This window comes from Candidatus Accumulibacter cognatus (assembly GCF_000584975.1).
GTDB classification, from domain to species: domain Bacteria; phylum Pseudomonadota; class Gammaproteobacteria; order Burkholderiales; family Rhodocyclaceae; genus Accumulibacter; species Accumulibacter cognatus.
Genome location: NZ_JDST02000009.1, coordinates 61,546 through 82,976, shown reverse-complemented (window position 1 = coordinate 82,976; position 21,431 = coordinate 61,546). Strand labels below are relative to the sequence as shown.

The following is a 21,431-nucleotide window of genomic DNA, read 5'->3' as shown; positions in this document are numbered from 1 at the left end:
GCTCATCACTGCCATGAATCTGGGGTGCCTGGAAAAGTCATGGCCGTCAGCATGGCCGCCAGCCGGGGGAACTTTCCTTTCATGACCGAATCATCATTGAATTGGCGCTTGGCTGAATGCGCAAGTCATGCCAGAATCGAAACCTCCGGGAATCGGGGGGATGGCCTGATTTCCCTGGATTTCACCCATCAATTACCTGAAGACACATGGAGGAGACACAATGAGCCCATATTGCAGAGGTCTTATGCTGGCAGCAACGCTGTCGGCGAGCCTGCTGTCGGCACCGGTTCTGGCGCAGGAACTGACCGGCACGCTGAAGAAGATCAAGGAAACCGGAGTCATCACGCTCGGGCATCGCGAGTCGTCGATACCCTTCTCGTATTATGACGACAAGCAGCAGGTCATCGGCTATTCGCAGGAGATGATGATGAAGGCGGTCGACGCCATCAAGGCAGAGCTGAAGCTGGCCAAGCTTGACATCAAGCTGATGCCGGTGACCTCGGCGAACCGCATCACGCTGGTCCAGAACGGCTCGGTCGACCTGGAATGTGGTTCGACGACCAACAACACCGAACGTCAGAAGCAGGTCAGTTTTTCCAATACCATCTTCATCATCGGCACCCGTTTGATGACCAAGACCAATTCCGGGATCACCGATTTCCCCGAACTGGCGGGCAAGAATGTCGTGACCACGGCCGGTACCACCTCGGAGCGTCTGCTGCGCAAGATGAACGAGGACAAGCAGATGAAGATGAACATCATCAGCGCCAAGGACCACGGAGAAGCCTTTCTGACCCTGGAGACCGGCCGCGCGGTCGCCTTCATGATGGACGACGCGCTGCTCTACGGCGAAATGGCCAAGGCCAAGAAAGCCAGCGACTGGGTGGTGGTCGGCACGCCGCAGTCGTTTGAAGCCTATGGCTGCATGTTGCGCAAGGATGACCCGGCCTTCAAGAAGGTCGTCGATGGTGCACTGGCCAAGGCCATGACCTCGGGTGAAGCCGAAAAAATCTACGCCAAGTGGTTTCTGCAACCAATCCCGCCGAAAGGCCTGAACCTCAATTTCCCGCTTTCCGAAGCCGTCAAGAAGCTATTCAAGGCGCCCAACGACAAGGCGTTCGAGTAAGTTGTCGTGCCGGGGCTGGCTGATCGGCTCCCGGAACGGCGCATTCCGGGGGGGGGCTGCCGGACCCCGGAATGGAACCAGAATGGACCACAGACCACAAGCAAAGGAGGAACCATGTTGAATCAAATGGCAAGACGCTGGTCGATGGCAATGGCGGCAACGCTTCTCGTCTGCAGCGCTGCACTGGCTGCCGACCAGCCGAACGTCGTGATTCTCGCTACGGGTGGTACGATCGCCGGTGCGGGCGCCGATGTCACCAACAGCGCCACCTATCAGGCGGCTAAGGTGCCAGTGGACAAGCTGATCGCTGGCATTCCGCAGTTGAACACGGTGGCCGCGGTGCGCGGAGAACAGGTCTTCCAGATTGCCTCGGAGAGCTTTACCAATGCCAACCTGGTGACTCTGGCCAAGCGTGTCGCAGCGCTGGTCAAGCAGAATGACGTGGATGGCGTAGTGATCACGCACGGCACCGATACGCTCGAAGAAACCGCCTACTTTCTCAATCTGGTGGTGCGCACCGACAAACCCATCGTCGTGGTCGGCTCGATGCGACCGGGAACCGCGATGTCGGCCGATGGCACGCTGAATCTGTTCAACGCGGTCAGTGTTGCGGCCAGCAAGGACGCGCGTGGCAAAGGGGTGCTGGTGACCATGAACGACGAGATCAACAGCGGTCGCGATGTCGCCAAGATGGTCAACCTCAGGACCGAAGCCTTCAAGAGTCCCTGGGGGCCGCTGGGGATGGTCGTTGAGGGCAAGAACTACTGGTTCCGTCTGCCCGCCAAGCGGCATACCAGCCATTCCGAATTCGACATCGACAAAATCGACACGCTCCCATCGGTCGAGATCGCCTATGGATCGGGCAATGCTTCGGATACGGCCTACCGCGCTTTTGCGGCGAATGGCGCCAAGGCGATCGTTCATGCAGGTACCGGCAATGGTTCGGTGAGCAGCGCCGTCGTGCCCAGTCTGCAGGAACTGCGCGGCAAAGGGATTCAGATCATCCGTTCATCGCATGTCAATGCCGGTGGCTTTGTGTTGCGCAACGCCGAGCAACCCGACGACAAGTACGACTGGGTGGTCGCGCACGATCTCAACCCGCAGAAAGCACGCATTCTTGCCCTGGTGGCTTTGACCAAGACTCAGGACAGCAAGGAACTGCAACGGATTTTCTGGGAGTATTGAGCTCGGTTCGGAAACCAGGGCAGGGCAGGGCGGTCCAGGACTTTCCTGCCTCTTTCCATGGAAGTCGCGTCAGCGACTCACGAACCTCCCCTCGCTCGCCAGCGGAAGAGCGTATGCGACCACAAGGGATCGATGGCGAGATGGGGAATTCGCGGAGCCTGTTCCGTGCTCATCGAGCGATTCCGGCGTACCAGCCGGAATGCGGAGGGAAACGGTCATGATTATCATGATCGGGGAGTGTCTGAAGTAGCCATGACCGTTAGGAGAAGCATCGATGGGTTACAACTGGAACTGGGGAATCTTTCTGCAGCCGACGGCAACGGGTGACGATACCTATCTCGGCTGGATGTTCTACGGCTTCAAGATGACCATCGCCCTGTCGCTGTCGGCCTGGCTGATCGCGCTGGCGCTTGGCGCTGTGGTCGGCGTCCTGCGGACGGTCCCGAACAAGTGGCTGTCGGGGCTGGCCACGGCCTACGTCGAAATTTTTCGCAACATCCCGCTGCTGGTGCAACTCTTCCTCTGGTATTTTGTGATGCCCGAGCTGCTGCCCGAGGCCCTCGGCAACGCCTTCAAGCAGACCAACCCGATCATGCAGCAGTTTCTTGCCTCGATGGTCTGCCTGGCGCTGTTCACCAGCGCGCGCGTCGCTGAACAGGTGCGTTCGGGGATCAATTCGCTGCCGCCGGGACAGAAAAACGCCGGCTTGGCGATGGGCTTCACCTTGCCGCAGACTTATCGCTATGTGATGTTGCCGATGGCGGTGCGTTTGATCGTGCCGCCGCTGACCTCGGAGTTTCTGAACATTTTCAAGAACTCGGCCGTATGTTCGACAATCGGCCTGCTGGAACTGGCCGCCCAGGGCCGGCAACTGGTGGATTACACGGCGCAGCCCTACGAGTCGTTCATCGCGGTGACGATCGCCTACCTGCTGATCAATGTGGTGGTGATGTTCGGCATGCGCTGGGTGGAAGAGCATGTGCGCGTCCCCGGCTATCTTGGAGGCAAGTGAGATGCATGAATTCGACTGGTCTTCGATTCCCAATGCGCTGCCTTTTCTCTGGGAGGGCATGAAGATTTCCCTCAAGATCACGGTCAGCGCGGTGATTTTCGGGATTGTCTGGGGCACCCTGCTGGCACTGATGCGCCTCTCGCCGGTCAAGCCGCTGTCATGGTTCGCGGCTGGCTACGTGAATCTTTTCCGGGCCATTCCGCTGGTCATGGTGTTGTTGTGGTTTTTTCTGATCGTGCCGCATCTGCTGGAAAGCCTCTTCGGCTTCCCGCGTGGTTCGGACATGCGCCTTTCCTCGGCGATTGCCGGTTTTGCGCTGTTCGAGGCGGCTTACTACTCGGAGATCATTCGTGCCGGTATCCAGTCGGTTCCGAAAGGCCAGATGGGTGCCGCCAGCGCGCTCGGCATGACCTACGGCCAGGCGATGCGCCTGGTGGTGCTGCCGCAGGCTTTCCGCAACATGGTTCCCCTGCTGCTGACACAGGGAATCATCCTCTTCCAGGACACCTCGCTGGTCTATGTTTCAGCCTTGGCTGACTTCTTCGGCGCCGCCTACAAGGTTGGTGACCGTGACGGGCGCCTGGTCGAGTTGCTGCTCTTTGCCGGTGCTGTTTATTTCGTGATCTGCTTCACCGCGTCGCGAATCGTTCGCTACTACCAGAACAAGCTGAAGACGGCCTGATGCCGCTTGCAGCCATGAATCGAGGAGACTTTCGTGATTACGATGAACAAGGTGAGCAAGCATTACGGTTCCTTCCATGTCCTCTCTGACTGCACGACGCAGGTGCACAAGGGTGAAGTCATCGTCGTCTGTGGCCCGTCTGGTTCGGGCAAGTCGACACTGATCAAGTGTGTCAATGGCCTCGAACCCTTTCAGAGTGGCGAAATCATCGTCAATGGCGTGTCCGTCGGCGATCCGAAAACCAACCTTGCCAAGCTGCGCTCGACGGTGGGCATGGTTTTCCAGAATTTCGAACTCTTTCCGCACATGAGTATCATCGATAACCTGGCCATTGCCCAGACCAAGGTGCTCGGGCGTACCCAGGAGCTGGCGCGCGAGAAGGGTTTCAAGTTGCTCGATCGGGTCGGCCTGCGTGCGCAGGCGGAGAAATATCCGGGCCAGCTTTCCGGTGGGCAGCAGCAGCGTGTGGCGATTGCCAGAGCGCTGGCCATGGACCCGATCTGCATGCTCTTCGACGAACCGACTTCGGCGCTCGATCCGGAAATGGTCAACGAAGTGCTTGACGTGATGACCGAGCTGGCACAGGAGGGAATGACCATGATGTGCGTCACGCACGAGATGGGCTTTGCCAAACGCGTCGCCAACCGGGTGATCTTCATGGATCAGGGCCGTATCGTCGAGGACGACAGCAAGGAGGCTTTTTTCGAACACGCTCGTTCGGAGCGAGCACAACAGTTTTTGGCCAAGATTCTGCACCATTGAGTACCGTCTGACTCAGGGCCTGCCTGGAGTGGTGCAGGCGTCAGTGGCCAGCAAGGCGATACCCGATCGATTCGAGAGAAGGAGAACGGCATGGCACTGATCAGCGAGTCTACCCACAACCTGCGCCGCAATCTGCGCGAAATCGCCGAGCAGCAGCACCTTTCGGCGCGCATCGGCGAATTCCTCGATGGCTACTTCGTCGATGTGGAATTGGGCAGCGCCACGGACGCGAGTCCCGAAGAGCTTCTCGGGGCGGCTGTCCAGCATTTCCGGTTGGGCGAGGTGCGCGCGCCGAAACAAGCCACGGCCGCTCTCTATACTCCGGATTTTGACCGGCATGGCTGGCACTCTCCGCATACCGTGATCGATGTCGTCACCGACGACATGCCGTTTCTGGTCGATTCGATCACCATGCTGGTGTACCACCATGGACTGGTGATCCATCGTTTGCTGCATCCACTGCTGGGCGCCGAGCGCGATGTCGATGGCAGGCTGCAGGCCACGCGGCCGCGTGGCGCTGCCGGCAGTCGGCCGGAGTCCTGGATCCACCTCGAGATCGATCGCATTGGCGAGGCCGGACTGATCGATACCCTGCATCAGGAAATTCTGGGCGTGCTCGCCGACGTGCGCGCGGCCGTCGAAGATGGCCCGAAGATGCACGAGCGCATGCGCGAAGCACACACCGAGATGACAGCCGTGACGCTTGCCGAGGCCGACGAAGCTGCGGCGTATCTGGCCTGGATCGCCGCCAACAATTTTGTCTTTCTCGGTTATGCCGATTACCAGGTGGCCGTCGGCGACAGCAAACTCGCGCGCGTTGCCGGCAGCGGACTCGGTATTCTCCGAAGCGCCGATCATCCCCGCTTTGGCCATTGCCTGGCGGGAATTCCCGGCGCCGTCGCGGAACTGGCCAGAGATCCCCTGCCCGTAATTCTGGTCAAGGCGGATGCGCGCTCGACGGTTCATCGCTCGGCCTACCTTGATTTCATTGCCGCCAAGCGTTATGACGCCGATGGCAATATCGTCGGATTACGTGCTTTCGTCGGCCTCTACACGGCGCACGTCTACCATGTGGCGGCAACCGATGCACCGCTGCTGCGACGCAAGATTGCCGCTGTACGGGAAGATCTCGGCTTCCTGCCTCGCAGCCATCGCGACAAGACCCTGCTCAATGTCCTTGAAACCTATCCGCGTGACGAGTTGATCGAAATCGCTCACCAGGATCTGGTCCGTATCGCTAGCGGCATCGTCTCATTACACGAGCGCGAACAGGTGCGCATCTTTCTGCGCGACGACGCCTGGGGGCGCTATGTTTCGGCGATCGTTTATATGCCGCGCGACCGTTTCGACACCACCATCCGTGAGCGCATCTCTGCGCTCCTTCATGAAAGCCTCGCTGCCGAGCGCGTCGACTATTTTGTCATGCTCGGCGAGTCGCGGCTGGCTCGTCTGCATTTCATCGCCCGTACGCCGGTCGGTACCAACTACCGCTACGATGCCGACGCGATCGAAAGGCAGGTGGCGCGCATCGTGCGCGGCTGGGCCGAAGAACTGAAACAGAATCTCGTCGGGCACTATGGCGAGGAGCGCGGCAACAGCCTGTTGCGTCGCTATTCGCTGGAACTGCCGCTATCGTACCAGGAGCGGGTCACACCGGCTTCCGCGGTGTCCGACCTCGAGCGACTGGAAGCCGCCGAGCAGAGTGGCCGTGTCGAAGTGAAGCTGAGCGCAGCCCAGGGCGACGATGGCTCACACCAGCACCTGAAACTGTTCCGTCGCGGCAGGCCGCGACCGCTGTCGGCGATTCTGCCGGTCTTGGAGAACATGGGACTGACGGTACTCTCCGAACAGCCGTTCAGCCTGCCCAGAAGCGACCTGCACATTGCCGACTTCGCAGTGCGCCTGCCGCAGGCTGCGGCACTGGATGACGAAACGACCCGGCGATCCTTCATCGACCTGCTCGAGAACCTGTTCCGCGACCAGGCCGAGAACGACGGTTTCAATCGCCTGGTCCTGCTGGCGGGTCTCGACGGGCGGCAGATCAGCATCCTGCGTGCCTACAGCCGTTACCTGCGGCAAGCCGGTTTGCCGTTCAGCCAGACCTATGTGCAGCGCTGTCTGGCGACGCATTTCCGGATAACGCGGGCGCTGGTCGACCTGTTCGAGGCACTCTTTTCTCCGGCAGCAGACGAGGCACGTGCCAGGGCGTTCTCCGATGAAGTCAGCACGGCCTTGTTGCAAGTCAGCAATCCTGATGATGATCGCATTCTTTCTGCGCTGCAGACGGTCATTGAGGCAACGCTGCGGACGAACGCCTATCAATCGGGTCATGACGGCCAGGCCAAGAGTTACCTGTCTTTCAAGTTCTCGTCAAGAGACATCCCTTTTCTGCCCGCGCCGGCGCCGCTCTACGAAATCTTCGTCTACAACGAGCGGGTCGAGGGCGTGCACCTGCGCGGTGCGCGGGTGGCGCGCGGAGGCCTGCGCTGGTCCGACCGCATGGAAGACTTCCGCACCGAGGTGCTCGGTCTGGTCAAGGCGCAGATGGTGAAGAATGCAGTGATCGTTCCGCTGGGGTCGAAAGGGGGGTTCGTCTGCAAACGCCTGCCGGCGGCTGGCGAACGGGAAGCCTTGCAGGCCGAGGGAATTGCCTGTTATTCGACCTTCATCCGTGGCCTGCTCGACCTGACCGACAACCTGGTCGACGGTCAGGTCGTGCCGCCGAATGGCGTGCGCCGTCGCGATGGCGACGACCCCTATCTGGTCGTCGCTGCCGACAAGGGGACTGCAACCTTCTCGGACATCGCCAACAGCATTGCCATCGAGTATGGCTTCTGGCTTGGTGATGCCTTTGCCTCGGGCGGCTCGGTCGGTTACGACCACAAGAAAATGGCCATCACCGCCCGAGGTGCATGGGAAGCTATCAAGCGGCACTTCCGGGAAATCGGTCTGGATACGCAGACGCAGCCGTTCACCGTCGTTGGGATTGGCGACATGTCCGGCGACGTTTTCGGTAATGGCATGTTGCTCTCTTCAGAAATCCGGCTGCTGGCCGCCTTCGATCACCGGCATATCTTCCTCGACCCGAACCCGGACCCAGCGCGCAGCTTTGCCGAGCGGCAACGTCTCTTTGCGCTGCCGCGGTCTTCGTGGGCGGACTACGATCCGGCGCTGATTTCCGAGGGCGGCGGCGTGTGGTCGCGAACGGCCAAGTCGATCCCGTTGTCACCCGAGCTGCGCGCGTGGCTGGGCAGCACTGCCAGCCAGATGACTCCCCCCGAACTGATCAAGGCCCTGCTGCAGGCGCCGGTGGACCTGCTCTATAACGGTGGCATCGGAACCTACGTCAAGGCCAGCTCCCAGAGCCATCAGGAAGCCAATGATCGCGGCAACGACATTCTGCGGGTCGACGCTAGCCAGCTCAAGGCACGGGTAATCGGCGAAGGCGGCAACCTCGGCTTGACGCAGAAGGGGCGCATCGAGTTTGCGCTCAATGGCGGCCGGATATTCACCGACGCAATCGACAACTCGGCCGGTGTCGATTGCTCCGACCACGAGGTCAACATCAAGATCCTGCTGGCCGGGCTGATCAGGCGTGGCGACATGACCGGCAAGCAGCGTGACGCGCTGCTCGCCTCGATGACCGACGCGGTCGCGTCACTGGTCCTTGCCGACAACTATCAGCAGACGCAGGCGATTGCCCTCGAAGCGGCAGCCGGAGCAAGTCTGATCGAGGTGCATGGCCGTTTGATTCGCCACCTGGAGGCCCGCGGTTCCCTGCACCGCGGCATCGAATTCTTGCCCGACGATAAGGGCCTTGCCGAACGCGCGCAGCAGAAGCGCGGCCTGACCGCACCGGAGATCGCGGTGCTCCTGGCCTATGCCAAGATAGCGCTCAAGGAAATCCTCCTGGCGTCGAGTCTGCCCGACAGCGAAGACATGCATCAATTGCTGGTAGCCTACTTCCCTGCACCCCTGCTCGTACGTTGCCGAGAACTGCTGCCTGCGCATCCTCTAAGGCGCGACATCATCGCCACGCAACTCGTCAATCGTCTGGTGAATCGCATGGGAACGACCTTTGTTTTGCAGCTCGGTGACGAAACCGGCGCCTCGGCGGCGCAGGTGGCAGGTGCGTGGTATGCCGCCAGCAGCGTGCTCGACGCCGAAACGCTGTGGCAGGAGATCGAGTCGCTGGATCTGATCATCGACGCCACCCGGCAACTGGCGTTGATGACCGGGTTGCGGGCGATGCTGGCGGCGGCGACGCAGCTGGTACTGACGCAGCATCTGCGAGGTACTCGCATTGCCCAGTTGATGACCGAATACGGCAGTGCCGTCGTCGCAACCATCGACCGCATTCGTCAGGGCAGAAACGGTGCAGTTGCCATCACCGCGTTGATCGACGAGCGTGCTACGATCGTGGCAGCGTTCGAGCGGGTGAATCTGACGCGCGCCTGTGGCTACCCGTTGGACGACGTGACTGAAGCACTCGCCGTTCTCGAAGGGCAAATCGATCTGGACTGGCTGGCCGCTGCCGTCTCCCACCTGCCAGCCGGAAACCGCTGGCAGGCGAGGGCCCGCGCGCAGCTCGGCGGCGAGCTGGCCAGTCTTCGGCAGCACCTCCTGCGACAGTTTCTCGGCGGCAGCCTGCCGGCCACCACGGAAGCCAGCTCGGTACTCAATGAACTGAAGGGCAATGAGCCACAGGATCTGGCGATGCTTTCGGCGGGACTGGCGGAGATCAGGCGGCTGCTCGTCGTCTGAAGCGGTTGGCGGGCAGGAAACACAGCAATCCAGCCTGCCGGTACTGCCGTCCGACATGGCTGCAAACCGCGCCAGTACGATAACATACGCACAAGCACAACAGTTCCAATCCATTGCCGCCTGCATGACCTCCTTTGCCCAATTTCATCATCGGTTCGGCCAGACATGAAAATTGCCTCGTGGAATGTCAACTCACTCAAGGTCCGCCTGCCGCAACTGCTCGCATGGCTGGCAGACCAGCAACCAGACGTTGTTTGCCTGCAGGAAACCAAACTTCAGGACCAGGACTTCCCGAGTCAGGAAATCGCAGCCCTGGGCTATCAGGCCGTTTTCTCTGGACAGAAAACGTACAACGGTGTTGCCCTGCTGACGCGAGAAACGCCGACGGATATCGTTGTCGGCAATCCGCTCTACCCAGATGAGCAGAAACGCCTGCTGGCTTTGACAGTCAGCGGCATCAGCGTGGTTTGCGCCTACGTCCCGAATGGACAAGCCGTTGGCAGTGACAAGTATGCTTACAAGCTAGAGTGGCTGGATGCCCTCGCCAAATGGATCTCCGAAAAACTCGACACCAATCCTCAACTGATCCTGGCCGGCGATTTCAACATTGCACCGGATGACCGGGACGTATACGACCCGGTGGCCTGGGCCGGGCAGATCCTGTGTTCGGAGCCTGAACGTGCCGCTTTACAGCGTTTGCTGAGTCTCGGCCTGATGGACAGTTTTCGCCTCTTCGCGCAAGCCGACAAGAGTTTCTCCTGGTGGGACTACAGGATGCTCGCTTTTCAGAAAAACCGGGGGCTGCGGATCGACCACATCCTGTTGTCCAGACCCCTCGCCGATCGCTGCAGGGGCGCCGCAATCAACCGGGAAGTACGAAAACTCGAACGGCCGTCGGATCACGCACCGGTCACTGCTGTATTGGCTGACTGATGCCCACGATTCCGGAAAAGCTGCCGCACGCACCACTGGCGCTCTATCCAGCGCTGCGCTCCATTCCGAGCGAGCGGTTGGCCGTAGTATGCCAGTGCATGGTCATCCCGTCGGCTGGTGCGCAGGTATTCAAGGAAAGTCGGAACTGCCTGTGATTTCCACTGCTTCTCGCCGGCACCATCCGGGTGGCGAAGCGCACGGCCAGCAGACGGGAGATAGTCCTTTTCAGAGTCGAACCGGGTGGCTCATGCCTCAACGGTCGAGGTCAGGTCGGCAGCTTTACTGTAGCACGCCGTCTTGAGGCTGTTGGCTAGGCGGATGTAGTCGTCAACCGATAGATCCTCGGCCCGACAGGCGGGTGAAATTCCAAGCACTGCCAGCAGTGAATCGTCGACCAGGCCCCTGAGACTGTTGCGCAACATCTTGCGTCGCTGTGCGAAGGCCGTCGACACCAGCCTGGCGAACAGGGGGGCGTCGATCGCCGACAATGCTGCTGCTGGGCGCGGAATCAGACGCACGATCGCCGAGTGTACCTTTGGCACGGGATCGAACGCCTCCGGTGGGACGTCAAGCAGCCTGTGCATCACGAATCGGTATTGCAGCATCACCGACAAGCGTCCGAATTCGCCACTGCCGGGTACCGCGACCATGCGCTCGACGACTTCCTTCTGCAGCATGAAGTGCATATCGCGCACGCAGTTGCCAAAGCCGGCAAGGTGAAAAAGGAGCGGAGTCGAGATGTTGTAAGGAAGATTTCCAACGACGCGCAGGCCGGTGCCTGCAGCGTCGGCTAACTCACCGAAGGCGAATGCCAGCGCATCGCCCGCATGCACCGTCAGTTTCTCGGACGTATACGCTTGCAGCAGCCAGATGATGATATCGCGATCGATCTCGACCACATGTAGATGGTCGAGCCGTCTCAAGAGCGGGCCTGTCAAGGCGCCCAGGCCGGGACCAATCTCAACGAGCAGATCGTCTCGCTGTACCGCCAGCAGATCGACGAAGTCCGTTATGATCTGCTGATCAACCAGAAAATTCTGGCCAAAGCGCTTGCGCGCGATAGGCGGCCTCATTCGATCAGCCTTTGCGGTTGGCTCTCTTGACCATCTCGATCGTATGCTCGATGGCTACCAACAGGCTCCCGGGATCCGCTTGCCCGCTGCCAGCGAGTTCGAGCGCAGTCCCATGATCAACCGACGTGCGGATGATCGGCAGTCCCAGAGTGACGTTGATCCCGTGACCAAAACTCGCATACTTGAGCGCCGTCAGTCCTTGGTCGTGATACATTGCCAGAACGCAGTCACCGCGTGCCAGCACCGGCGGCGAGAACATCGTATCGGCCGGCAGTGGCCCAAGCAGAGTCATGTCTTCTTCGGCCCTCAGCCTGTCAAGCACCGGGATGATCACGTCGATCTCTTCGCGGCCCAAGTAGCCTCCTTCACCAGCATGCGGATTGAGGCCGGCAACCAGGATGCGTGGCCTAGCAATGCCATATTTGCTCCCCATCTCGCGATGCAGAATGCGCAGCGTTTCGGCAATCGCGACTTCGGTCACGGCAGCCGGCACATCCTTGAGGGGCAGATGCGTCGTCACCAAGGCGACACGCAGACCTCCTCCGGCCAACATCATCACCACCCGAGGTGTTCCCGTTCGCTCGGCCAGGTATTCGGTATGGCCGGTGAAGTGAATTCCGGCGTCGTTGATCACCCCCTTATGCACCGGTGCGGTAACCATCGCAGAAAATTCTCCGGACAGGCATCCGGCAAGTGCGCGATCGAGCAGCGCTAGCACGTACGGAGAATTGGCTGGAGCCAGCCGACCTGGATGGGCATCGATCGCCAAGGGCAGGTGAAGAATCTCCAGTGTACCTGCTTGCGGCGGCAGCGAAGGATCCCAATCGCGCAAGTCGCCGGGCAGATTCAGCAGCTCCGCCCTCGCAGCAAGCAGCGAACGATCTGCGAGAATGACGATGCGTGCAGGAAACGGTCGTTCACGCGCGCGCTCAAGCAGGCGCAAGCAGATCTCCGGGCCGACGCCGGCCGGTTCGCCAGCCGTGACGGCCAGTACGGGCAAAGACGCCATGCGCTCAGCCTTCATCAAGCCGAATCTCCACATATGCCCGGTCGCGAGCCTGCCGCAGCCAGTCCTGGTAGGCTTCGTCAAGCTTGCGTTCGCGGAGCGTCTGGCGCGCCGCAGCGCGTCGCCGCTCACTCGAAACGTCCTGGATACGGCGATCGAGAACTTCGATCAGGTGAAAACCGAACGGTGACTGGACCGGTTGGCTGAGCTCGCCCGGTGCGAGAAGATTCATCGCCCGTTCGAACTCCGGAACGGTATCGCCGGGATAGATCCAGCCAAGATCGCCACCTTTGGAGGCCGAACCGTCCTGCGAGAAAAGCCTGGCCAACTCGGCAAAGCTTGCACCATGTTTGATCCGTGCATGCAAACTCTCCAGCTTATGCCGTGCCTCTGACTCCGACACGACTTCATTGACCTTGATCAGGATATGCCGCGCGTGTGTCTGCTCGACAGCCTGTGCTGCAATGCCTCCGCGTTTGGCCAAGAGCTTGATCAGATGGAAGCCGTTCGAACTGCGCAGCACCGGCGACACCTCACCGACTTTGAGCTTGAGAATTGCCTCGGCAAACATCGTGGGCAGGCGATCGAGTGAACGCCAACCGAGATTGCCTCCCTTCATGCCGTCCGGAGCATCCGAATAGGCGGCTGCAAGCTGCGCAAAATCCTCGCCCTTGCTTGAACGTTCCAGCATCTGCTCGGCTTTGGCCCGCAGCTTCTGAATCTGCTCAGGGCTCGCCGACTCAGGCGCTCGCAGCAGGATATGCGCCAACTGGTACTCTTCTTCAGTACCGCCCTGCACCGACGCACTAGCGAGATAGTTGTCCACTTCGCCGTCGGAGATGAAGATCTTGCTTTCTACCTCGCGCTCGCGCAGGCGCGCAATCGTTATTTCCGCGCGAATCTCTTCACGAAAGCTCGCAAACGCAATCCCGTCCTTTTCCAGGACTGCCCGGAACTGGGCGAGCGATAGATTGTTGCCAGCAGCAATACGCTGCAGTGCCTGCTCGAGTTGTGCATCATCAATGCGTAGGCCCATGTCACGAGCCTGCTGAAGTTGCACCTTGTCCATCACCAGACGTTCGAGCACCTGCTTTTCTAGCACATTGCGCGGTGGCGATGACATTCCCTGTCGCTGCAATTGACCCAACGCAGAATCAAGGCGGGCACGCAACTCGTGCTGCGTGATCACCTCATCATTGACCACCGCAACGATACGGTCGATCGCGGCCGGTTGCCGTGCTGGCCGCGGTTGTGCAGTTGCCAGCCCGACCAGGCAGGCAGCCAGCAGCATGCCACGAAATAGAAACTTCATCATGCAACCTATCATTCAGCCAAAGCTGGGTCAGTCGCAGCCTGGCCCACAGTGTATCCGGGGATCCTGCGCTGGAGAACAGTCAGCGGGTTTGTTCCAACGCTCGACAACCCGGTCAGGTCAAGTTGTACGAAAAACTGCGTGGTCGAGTCGGCCTGGGTCGTCTGAATCCGGTGAACAATCGTACGCAACGCCCAACAGCCCGCGTTGTACTCCAGTCCGCCAATGATCTCGACCGGTGTGGAATTGATCAAAGAGTAGTTATAGCGACCGACCGCCTGCCAGCGAGCGTTGATCGGCCATTGCCCAGAAATGTCGAACTCCTTGATCGGTGTCGCAGCATCGACGTTGTAACGGTAACCGGCATTCAGCACCTTGCCTGGCCCCGGCAAATAACGCGTACCGAGCGAGTAACGCTGGAAACGCTGGTCATTGATATCGAACTGTACGGCAGCATCAGCGTACAGACGGGGTAACAACTGGCCACTGAAGGCGGCCAGCAAATCGGATTTATCCCATTTTCGGTCGGTGGTCCTGGCTTGCGCTCCCGGCAGAACGACCCGGTTATCGGTGAAGTAGAAGACTTCGCCAACCATCGCCCGCATGATTTCGCTCCCGGAAGAGGGATCGATCAGGCGAGAAGCCACTGCAGCGGTCAATTGATTGGCATTGTTGATGCGATCCCAGCCGGAAAACTGGTTGTCGGCGAAGATCTGCGCAAAATTGAAATCTGCGAGCGCGGTGTCGAACACCGGAATGTTGTTTTGGTTCTGGTAGGGAATGCTCAGATAGAACAATCGCGGCTCGAGTGTCTGGGTATAGTCACGGCCGAACCAGTTGCTCGATCGCTCGAAGGTCATCCCGGAATCGACGCTGACAATCGGCAAGGTGCGGCTGATCGATGTAGGAAGAACATTCGCCGAGGTTGGATAGGATAGAGAATACTGGGTAAAGTTAACCCCGATGCGCGGAACCACATACCACCCCGGCGTGACGTAGGGCAATGACACTTCGGGCTGCAACACGACTCGCTGCCCTTCAACCTTGTCTGCATCAGGGTGTACGAAAGCAGTGTATTGTCCGAAAAAAGCACTGTCGCTTGAGAATAAGTCGGGCTGTCTCGCGTTAATCGTAATCTGCGGTAACAAGCGATACGGCTTGGCCACCGGATTCTTCGGGTCGGGCTGCAAGGTCTGGAAAGACTGTAAATTAGCCGTTGCGTTCCACCAGCCACCACCACCATAGCTCAGTACCCCCTGCTGCAGGAGTTGTGTCTTCGAGGTGCTGGTGATTTGACTGGACAGGTCGGTATAGTAGTCGTTATCCGAAACCTTGGAGTAATTGATTGTCCCGGAAAATCCGTTGGCCTGCGTCTGGCTGTGATTCAACACCACGCCCCAGCGATCAGTGTTCGTTTTCCGGTCGTGCGGGAGATATTCGCCGAACATCTCGCCGCGATAAGTTCCGCCATACGCGGTATTGAGATAGCGAAAACCGGAGCCAAGCTGAAAGCCGCGTTTGCTGAGAATCCGGGACTCAAGCGTTGCATCCATGTTCGGTGCGATGTTCCAATAGTACGGCACGACGAGTTCCAAGCCGTTGTCACTGCTCGATCCATAGCGGGGAATCAGAAAACCGGACTTGCGCTCGTTGTTCAGCGAAAAGGAAGCCCATGGGGAATGCAGGATCGGTACCCCGAGAAAGTGTACCGTGGCGTCGTCGCCAGTCCCCACCTCATTATCGTAGTCGAGCTTCAATCTGGAAAAACTGAGATACCAGTCGTCGTTGCCGGGCTTACAGGTCGTGTAGGTGGCAGAGGTCAAACGATACTGATTTTCCCCTTCGAGATCGATGCGCTCGGCCTCGCCGCGCGCCTCCGTCAATTCGTTTGCCGGCTTTGTCGGACTCTTCAGCCGGGTCTGCCCGGGCTTGATGCCGAGCACCCGCGGTGCGGCGAAACCGGTTGTCGACTCGTCCTGCACATCAGCCCAGGGCAAATCCGATTTCTTGCCGTCCTGCGCCGCTACCGCTGGTGCCGACTGCCGTTTGACGAAGTACGAAGCCTGATCGAAAAAACCGACCTGATCCTCGATTTTGAGGCGCCCCTGCGATCCTGAAATGACGTCTTCACCTTGCTCGATACGCACCTTTCCGACTGCCTCGACCTCGTCGTCAACCGGCCAGTAGGTCAGACGGTCGGCAGTCAGCACGGTGCCGGCCTTGCGCAATTCGGCCGCATCTTCGGCCATCATCTCGCGGTTCACGACTCCCGAGATGCGCTGGGCGCTCAGAAAAACCGGTCGCGGCTCCTTGCCCCCCGATACTGGCGGCAGCATCGCCGGGGCCATCCGCAATGACAACGGTCCCGCATCGGGTAACGACTCGGCAAGCGCAGGGGCGATGGGCAGTGACCCTGCCGATGCAGCAGATTTCTGCACGGATCCGGCTGCGTCTCCAACAGGCTTGGGCCTGACAACCGGTGGCGCTGCCACACTGCGCGTGTCGTCCACTGCCGGAGGGGATTCCTGGGTTGCCTGTCGCGACGAGGATGGCAGAAATGCTTCTTCGTTTGACTGGGCAGGCGCAGCGCCAGTTGCTGCCGCTGCGTCGGGTGGTTCGGGCGCGCTGCCTGTCACCGGCGCCTGTGTTACTTCGGGCGGCGCTGCCGGGAGGCTATTCGCCGATGGGACGCGTCCTTCTGTCGCTGAAACAGTTGTGGTAGTGTCTGCTGACGACTTGCCCGGTGCGCTGTCGGCTTGCGGCGCGGGGGCAAGCGGTACCGGCATTGGCCGTGTCTCGACTGCGGGTGTGTGCACGGGACTGGTGTCTGCCGAAGGCCGGACCAGCGGTTCCGGCTGGGCACCCGGTTTCACCGGCGGCAAGCCCAGCAAGGCTGGATCGACCCGGAATGGTGCTGAACCCTGCTCCCGAACCTGGTCAGCATGGCTTGGGGCAAGCATGCCAACGACACTGCAGCAGAAGATCAGGGGCAGCGGCCTGGGCCGAGAAGGAAACGTCATTCCGAAGTGCTTGGTTAAAGGATGTGTCAGGAGGGTTTCTGTCTGAAGGTGCTTTGCGGCACCGGTCGGATGCTAAAATCAAGGCATTTTAGCATCATCGTTCAACGGTCATGATTTTTCCAGGGACCCCGGACTCTTGAAGTTCATGCCCGTTTCCTCACTCCCCGACTCTCCCGTGCTGGCGAGAGTCGGGGTGAGTCGCTGATGCGACTTCGACGCCAAGGAGCAACGGCATGCCGCGTACCGCACTGTTACGAGATTGGGTTCAAACGCTTTTCGAACCACAATTCCCGGTCGATGAGATCCGCATCGAACCCGCCTCGGTCGACGCCAGCTTCCGGCGCTATTTTCGCATCACGCTGCCAGATCAGCGCACGCGGATCGTCATGGACGCACCGCCCGAAAAGGAGGACTGCCATCCCTTCGTAAACATCGCGTCGCTATTTCATGAAGCGGGTGTACATGTCCCCCAAATTATCGCCCAAGATCTTGCGCAGGGTTTTCTGCTGCTCACAGACCTCGGCACCATCACCTACCTGAGTGCCCTGCAGGATAGAAGAACCGCACCTCGACTCTATCGCGACGCCAGCCGTGCTCTCGTGGCGATCCAGCGGGCGAGCCGCTCCGGTGTCCTTCCTGACTATGACCGAAGCCTGCTCGGCCGTGAACTCGCACTCTTTCCCGACTGGTACCTGAGGCAGCACCTTGGCCTGACGCCTGATGCTAAAATGCAGAACACACTCGACGCGGTTTTTGCCGCGCTGCTCGCCAACAACTTGAAGCAGCCGCTGGTTTTCGTCCACCGCGATTACCATTCGCGCAATCTGATGGCCATTGACGGCAGCTTTCCTGCCAACCCCGGCATCCTGGACTTCCAGGATGCCGTCTATGGGCCGGTGACTTACGATCTCGTCTCGCTCTATCGCGATGCCTACATCGAGTGGCCAGAAGACCAGGAACTCGATTTCCTTATACGCTACTGGGAAGATGCGCGCCAAGTAGGGCTGCCGGTGCACGCCGACTTCCATGACTTCTACCGTGACTACGAATGGATGGGCGCACAGCGCCAGCTCAAGGTACTGGGCATTTTTGCCCGCCTCTATCACCGCGACGGCAAGCAGGATTACCTCAAGGACATGCCTCTGGTGATGCGCTATCTGCGCCGGACCTGCGAGCGCTACAAAGAATTGCGACCGCTTGCGCGCCTTCTCGATACGCTTGAGCAGCAACCGGCCGAAGTCGCTTACACTTTCTGATGAAAGCAATGATTCTCGCGGCCGGTCGCGGCGAGCGCCTGCGGCCACTCACCGACACGACGCCAAAACCCCTGTTGCATGCCGGTGGCAAGGCGCTGATCGTCTGGCACCTGCAACGTCTGGCGGCAGCCGGCTGGCGCGAAATCGTGATCAACCACGCTCACCTAGGCGAGCAGATCGAAGCGGCCCTCGGCGACGGCAGCGCCTTTGGCCTCAACATCGCCTACTCGCGCGAACCCGCCGGCGCCCTGGAGACCGCCGGCGGCATTGCCGCCGCTTTACCCATGCTAGGTGAGCAGCCTTTTCTGGTGGTCAACAGCGACATCTGGTGTGACTGGGATTTCGCGCGTGCGCACCTGGCGGCGCAAGCACTCGACCGCCATGCCCACCTGCTACTGGTCGACAACCCGCCGCACCATCCCGCGGGCGATTTCTGCCTTGCCGGCGAGACCTTGCTCAGTGCCGCAGACACGCTCAGCGAGGCCCTTACCTACGCTGGCATCGGCGTCTTCTGGCCGGATTTCTTTGCGTCTATCCCTGCGGGCACGGTGATGAAACTGCGTCCGCTGCTTGATGAAGGCATTGCCCGGAGAATCATCAGTGGTGAACGACACCACGGACGCTGGGTCGACGTCGGCACCCCCGAACGCCTCGCCGCACTCGATATGGAGCTTGCAGGAACGCATGCATCACCAACCCTACTCTGAGCGCCGCCAGCAGGTTCTCTCCCGCCTGGGTGACGGCGTCGCGGTCGTCCCCACCGCCCCCGAACGCTTGCGCAACCACGACGCGCATTACCCATATCGTTTCGATAGCTATTTCTGGTATCTGAGCGGCTTCCCCGAGCCTGAAGCAGCGATCGTTCTGGTCGGCGGCAAGAACGCTCGGTCAATCCTCTTCTGCCGCGAAAAAGACGATGAGCGCGAAATCTGGGACGGCTTCCGATACGGACCACCCACTGCGGCCGAGGCCTTCGGCTTTTCCGAAGCTTATCCGATAGCCAGTCTCGAACAGAAGCTGCCTGAGTTGATCGCCAACCGTAGCGTGCTCTGGCACTCGCTTGGCCACGACGCCGATTGGGACCGCCGGATTGCTGGCGCGCTGAATGCAGTGCGCGCCGAAAGTCGCAGCGGCACGCGTGCCCCCGGTGAAATCCGCGATCTGCGCAACTTGCTCGACCAGATGCGACTGACCAAGGACGCGCACGAGATCGACTGCATGCGCCGTGCTGCCGACATCGCTTCAGCCGGCCACGCTTGCGCCATGCGCGCCTGCCGGCCGGGCATGGCCGAATACGAACTTGAAGCCGAACTGAGCTACGAATTTCGCCGCCGCGGTGCCAACGGGCACGCCTACACCCCGATCGTCGCCGGTGGAGCCAATGCCTGCATCCTCCACTATATTGAAAACAATCGCTTGCTAGCCGCGCATTCGCTGGTACTGATCGATGCCGGTTGCGAGCTTTCAGGTTACGCTTCCGACATTACCCGGACTTTCCCGGTTAACGGACGATTCAGTCCAGTTCAACGCGATGTATACGAAATTGTCCTCGCCGCCCAACAGGCAGCGATTGCCGCAGTGCGCCCTGGGGTGTCGTTCACGGATTATCATCAGGCGGCTCTGCGCGTTCTCACACAAGGCCTGATCGACCTCAAGTTGATCACCGGCAGTATCGACGGCGCCATCGAGAGTGAAGCATACAAACCTTGGTACATGCATCGTACCGGCCACTGGCTGGGTCTTGACGTCCACGACGTCGGCGAGTACCGCAACGGAACTGCTGCAGATGACTGGGTGAGACTGACGCCGGGCATGACGCTGACCGTCGAACCCGGTCTATACTTTCGTCCCGGCGCAAATGTCCCTAAAGCACTGCACGGCGTCGGCGTGCGCATTGAAGACGATCTGCTGTTGACCGCCGACGGCTGCATGGTCTACAGCAGCGCACCCAAAACAATTGCCGAAATCGAGGAAGTAATGCGCCATGACTGAGCCCCTCGATGCGGTCGATATTGCCATCGTCGGTGCCGGCCCGGTCGGCATGACACTGGCGCTGGCGCTGGCCGGTGGCCCGTTCAGGGTATTGCTGATCGATAGCCGCCAGCGTGGCGCCTGGGCCAGTGACCCTCGGGCACTAGCGCTGTCGTACGGGACCCGACAGCTTCTCGAAAGTCTCGGCGCATGGAATGTCAACGCCGGAACAGCGATTGAAACCATCCACGTCTCGCAACGTGGCGGCTTTGGCCGCACCTTCATCGACGCCGCGGATTACGGCATTCCGGCACTGGGTTACGTGCTGCGTTACCGTGATCTCGCAGCCAGCCTGGATGCCAGCATCGAGGCTTCGCAACGGCTGAACGACCATGAGGTCATCGCCATCCGTCTCGGCAGCGAGGCCGCCGAGATCACGCTTAAAGGGGGAGGGGGTGACACTCGCCGCATCTCTGCACGTCTGGTCGTCCATGCCGAGGGCATTCCCGCCAACGATGCCGGCATCAGGGTGTTCGATTACTGCCAGCACGCCGTCGTTGCCGAAGTCCGCCCGCGTGCGGCGCACGCTCGCCAGGCATGGGAACGTTTTACCCCTGACGGCCCTCTCGCCTTGCTGCCCCTGGGTCAGGATTACGCGCTGGTATTCTGCGTGCCGCCCGCACAGGCCAGCAGGCTGCTGCAGCTCGACGAAGAACACTTTCTCGCCGCCCTGCGCACATCCTTTGGCGGTCGCGTCGATTTCGTCAGCAGCGGCCCGCGCGCCAGCTTTCCGCTCGCACTGCGCGTCCGCCAACAGCTCAGCACTCCCCGGCAGGTTTGGATCGGCAATGCCGCGCAAAGTCTGCACCCGGTCTCGGGGCAAGGCTTCAACCTCGGCCTGCGCGATGCCTGGGAACTGGCAGAAATGCTGCGCACGCGCGCTAGCAGGGACGCCGGTCAAAGGGCCATCCTGGCCGCTTACGCTCGCCGCCGACGCATCGACCGCAGCGGCAGCATGGCGTTTACTGATGGCCTGGTGCGCGTCTTTTCCAACGATCTGGCACCACTGCGGGCCGCTCGCGGACTGAGTCTGCTGGCCCTCGATCTGCTGCCGCCGCTACGCCATTTCGTCGCCCGCCGCATGATCTGGGGAGCCAGGGCTTGGCCTTGAGCACGCGACGCCGGTCCACTGGCCGCAGATCTGCCAGCCGCTCGATCGAGTGCATGCAGCAAGCTCGCTACAGGAAGACCTCCGGCGTATTCCGCTTTGTTGTCGATTCGGCTAGACTTCGCTGCTTTCCAGCCGCTGGCTGACACGCTTATTTCGAT

Annotated in this window: 17 protein-coding genes; 13 read left to right on the top strand and 4 right to left on the bottom strand. The window is 60.4% G+C overall.

What is annotated here, in order from left to right; genetic code table 11:
* Positions 1–220 precede the first annotated feature (220 nt).
* The 8 genes from AW06_RS02600 to AW06_RS19750 all read left to right on the top strand — a co-directional run bounded on the left by AW06_RS02600 (position 221) and on the right by AW06_RS19750 (position 10,619).
* Positions 221–1,126, top strand: coding sequence for a glutamate/aspartate ABC transporter substrate-binding protein (locus AW06_RS02600; RefSeq protein ID WP_171047214.1), 906 nt, complete (start codon positions 221–223; stop codon positions 1,124–1,126).
* A 144-nt stretch (positions 1,127–1,270) separates the two neighbouring features.
* Positions 1,271–2,311 (top strand): asparaginase, encoded by a 1,041-nt coding sequence (locus tag AW06_RS02595; RefSeq protein ID WP_046534856.1) that lies wholly within the window; start codon positions 1,271–1,273, stop codon positions 2,309–2,311.
* A 274-nt stretch (positions 2,312–2,585) separates the two neighbouring features.
* Positions 2,586–3,323, top strand: a complete 738-nt coding sequence (locus AW06_RS02590; protein WP_034945102.1) for an amino acid ABC transporter permease — start codon at positions 2,586–2,588, stop codon at positions 3,321–3,323.
* A 1-nt stretch (position 3,324) separates the two neighbouring features.
* Positions 3,325–4,005 (top strand): glutamate/aspartate ABC transporter permease GltK, encoded by a 681-nt coding sequence (gltK, locus tag AW06_RS02585; protein WP_034945099.1) that lies wholly within the window; start codon positions 3,325–3,327, stop codon positions 4,003–4,005.
* Between the two features lie 33 nt (positions 4,006–4,038).
* A complete protein-coding gene (locus tag AW06_RS02580) occupies positions 4,039–4,767 on the top strand; it encodes an amino acid ABC transporter ATP-binding protein (RefSeq protein ID WP_034945096.1) in 729 nt (242 codons plus the stop codon).
* 90 nt (positions 4,768–4,857) lie between these two features.
* Entirely contained in the window at positions 4,858–9,531 is a 4,674-nt protein-coding gene (locus AW06_RS02575) for an NAD-glutamate dehydrogenase (RefSeq protein ID WP_034945093.1), read from the top strand.
* A 165-nt stretch (positions 9,532–9,696) separates the two neighbouring features.
* Positions 9,697–10,464 (top strand): exodeoxyribonuclease III, encoded by a 768-nt coding sequence (gene xth, locus AW06_RS02570; protein ID WP_034945091.1) that lies wholly within the window; start codon positions 9,697–9,699, stop codon positions 10,462–10,464.
* Positions 10,464–10,619 carry a hypothetical protein gene (locus AW06_RS19750; protein WP_273704317.1) on the top strand — a complete coding sequence of 52 codons (156 nt, stop codon included), beginning with the start codon at positions 10,464–10,466 and terminating at the stop codon, positions 10,617–10,619. The genes xth and AW06_RS19750 overlap by 1 nt, the downstream gene beginning before the upstream one ends.
* Before the next feature lie 90 nt (positions 10,620–10,709).
* Here the strand turns inward: AW06_RS19750 and rsmA are convergent, their stop codons facing one another.
* Genes rsmA through AW06_RS02550 form a run of 4 tightly spaced genes read right to left on the bottom strand, consistent with a single transcriptional unit; the run spans position 10,710 to position 16,293 of the window.
* Positions 10,710–11,537 carry a 16S rRNA (adenine(1518)-N(6)/adenine(1519)-N(6))-dimethyltransferase RsmA gene (gene rsmA, locus AW06_RS02565; protein WP_034945088.1) on the bottom strand — a complete coding sequence of 276 codons (828 nt, stop codon included), beginning with the start codon at positions 11,535–11,537 and terminating at the stop codon, positions 10,710–10,712.
* Positions 11,538–11,541: 4 nt separating this feature from the next.
* A complete protein-coding gene (gene pdxA / locus AW06_RS02560) occupies positions 11,542–12,546 on the bottom strand; it encodes a 4-hydroxythreonine-4-phosphate dehydrogenase PdxA (RefSeq protein ID WP_034945145.1) in 1,005 nt (334 codons plus the stop codon).
* Between the two features lie 4 nt (positions 12,547–12,550).
* The gene (locus AW06_RS02555) at positions 12,551–13,858 is read right to left on the bottom strand and encodes a peptidylprolyl isomerase (protein ID WP_034945085.1); all 1,308 of its coding nucleotides are present in this window, start codon (positions 13,856–13,858) and stop codon (positions 12,551–12,553) included.
* An 8-nt stretch (positions 13,859–13,866) separates the two neighbouring features.
* Positions 13,867–16,293 (bottom strand): LPS-assembly protein LptD, encoded by a 2,427-nt coding sequence (locus tag AW06_RS02550; protein ID WP_273704316.1) that lies wholly within the window; start codon positions 16,291–16,293, stop codon positions 13,867–13,869.
* Positions 16,294–16,412: 119 nt separating this feature from the next.
* Here AW06_RS02550 and AW06_RS19745 point away from each other — a divergent pair, with 119 nt between their 5' ends.
* The 5 genes from AW06_RS19745 (at position 16,413) to AW06_RS02530 (ending at position 21,273) form a co-directional block, all read left to right on the top strand.
* Positions 16,413–16,577 (top strand): hypothetical protein, encoded by a 165-nt coding sequence (locus AW06_RS19745; RefSeq protein WP_171047217.1) that lies wholly within the window; start codon positions 16,413–16,415, stop codon positions 16,575–16,577.
* Between the two features lie 531 nt (positions 16,578–17,108).
* Entirely contained in the window at positions 17,109–18,131 is a 1,023-nt protein-coding gene (locus AW06_RS02545) for a phosphotransferase (protein WP_034945083.1), read from the top strand.
* Positions 18,131–18,838 carry an N-acetylmuramate alpha-1-phosphate uridylyltransferase MurU gene (gene murU / locus AW06_RS02540; RefSeq protein ID WP_034945080.1) on the top strand — a complete coding sequence of 236 codons (708 nt, stop codon included), beginning with the start codon at positions 18,131–18,133 and terminating at the stop codon, positions 18,836–18,838. Before AW06_RS02545 ends, murU begins: the two co-directional genes overlap by 1 nt.
* Positions 18,816–20,123 carry an aminopeptidase P N-terminal domain-containing protein gene (locus tag AW06_RS02535; RefSeq protein ID WP_034945077.1) on the top strand — a complete coding sequence of 436 codons (1,308 nt, stop codon included), beginning with the start codon at positions 18,816–18,818 and terminating at the stop codon, positions 20,121–20,123. The genes murU and AW06_RS02535 overlap by 23 nt, the downstream gene beginning before the upstream one ends.
* Entirely contained in the window at positions 20,116–21,273 is a 1,158-nt protein-coding gene (locus tag AW06_RS02530) for an FAD-dependent monooxygenase (RefSeq protein WP_034945075.1), read from the top strand. The genes AW06_RS02535 and AW06_RS02530 overlap by 8 nt, the downstream gene beginning before the upstream one ends.
* The last annotated feature ends 158 nt before the right edge of the window (positions 21,274–21,431 follow it).

Bases quoted from the DNA above. Each gene is read 5' to 3' on its own strand.
- AW06_RS02555 (WP_034945085.1), bottom strand. From the start codon at position 13,858: ATGATGAAGTTTCTATTTCGTGGCATGCTGCTGGCTGCCTGCCTGGTC.
- AW06_RS02590 (WP_034945102.1), top strand. From the start codon at position 2,586: ATGGGTTACAACTGGAACTGGGGAATCTTTCTGCAGCCGACGGCAACG.
- AW06_RS02595 (WP_046534856.1), top strand. From the start codon at position 1,271: ATGGCAATGGCGGCAACGCTTCTCGTCTGCAGCGCTGCACTGGCTGCC.
- AW06_RS02600 (WP_171047214.1), top strand. From the start codon at position 221: ATGAGCCCATATTGCAGAGGTCTTATGCTGGCAGCAACGCTGTCGGCG.
- AW06_RS19745 (WP_171047217.1), top strand. From the start codon at position 16,413: ATGCTTCTTCGTTTGACTGGGCAGGCGCAGCGCCAGTTGCTGCCGCTG.
- AW06_RS02575 (WP_034945093.1), top strand. From the start codon at position 4,858: ATGGCACTGATCAGCGAGTCTACCCACAACCTGCGCCGCAATCTGCGC.
- AW06_RS19750 (WP_273704317.1), top strand. From the start codon at position 10,464: ATGCCCACGATTCCGGAAAAGCTGCCGCACGCACCACTGGCGCTCTAT.
- AW06_RS02530 (WP_034945075.1), top strand. From the start codon at position 20,116: ATGACTGAGCCCCTCGATGCGGTCGATATTGCCATCGTCGGTGCCGGC.
- pdxA (WP_034945145.1), bottom strand. From the start codon at position 12,546: ATGGCGTCTTTGCCCGTACTGGCCGTCACGGCTGGCGAACCGGCCGGC.
- rsmA (WP_034945088.1), bottom strand. From the start codon at position 11,537: ATGAGGCCGCCTATCGCGCGCAAGCGCTTTGGCCAGAATTTTCTGGTT.
- AW06_RS02545 (WP_034945083.1), top strand. From the start codon at position 17,109: ATGCCGCGTACCGCACTGTTACGAGATTGGGTTCAAACGCTTTTCGAA.
- AW06_RS02535 (WP_034945077.1), top strand. From the start codon at position 18,816: ATGCATCACCAACCCTACTCTGAGCGCCGCCAGCAGGTTCTCTCCCGC.
- xth (WP_034945091.1), top strand. From the start codon at position 9,697: ATGAAAATTGCCTCGTGGAATGTCAACTCACTCAAGGTCCGCCTGCCG.
- gltK (WP_034945099.1), top strand. From the start codon at position 3,325: ATGCATGAATTCGACTGGTCTTCGATTCCCAATGCGCTGCCTTTTCTC.
- murU (WP_034945080.1), top strand. From the start codon at position 18,131: ATGAAAGCAATGATTCTCGCGGCCGGTCGCGGCGAGCGCCTGCGGCCA.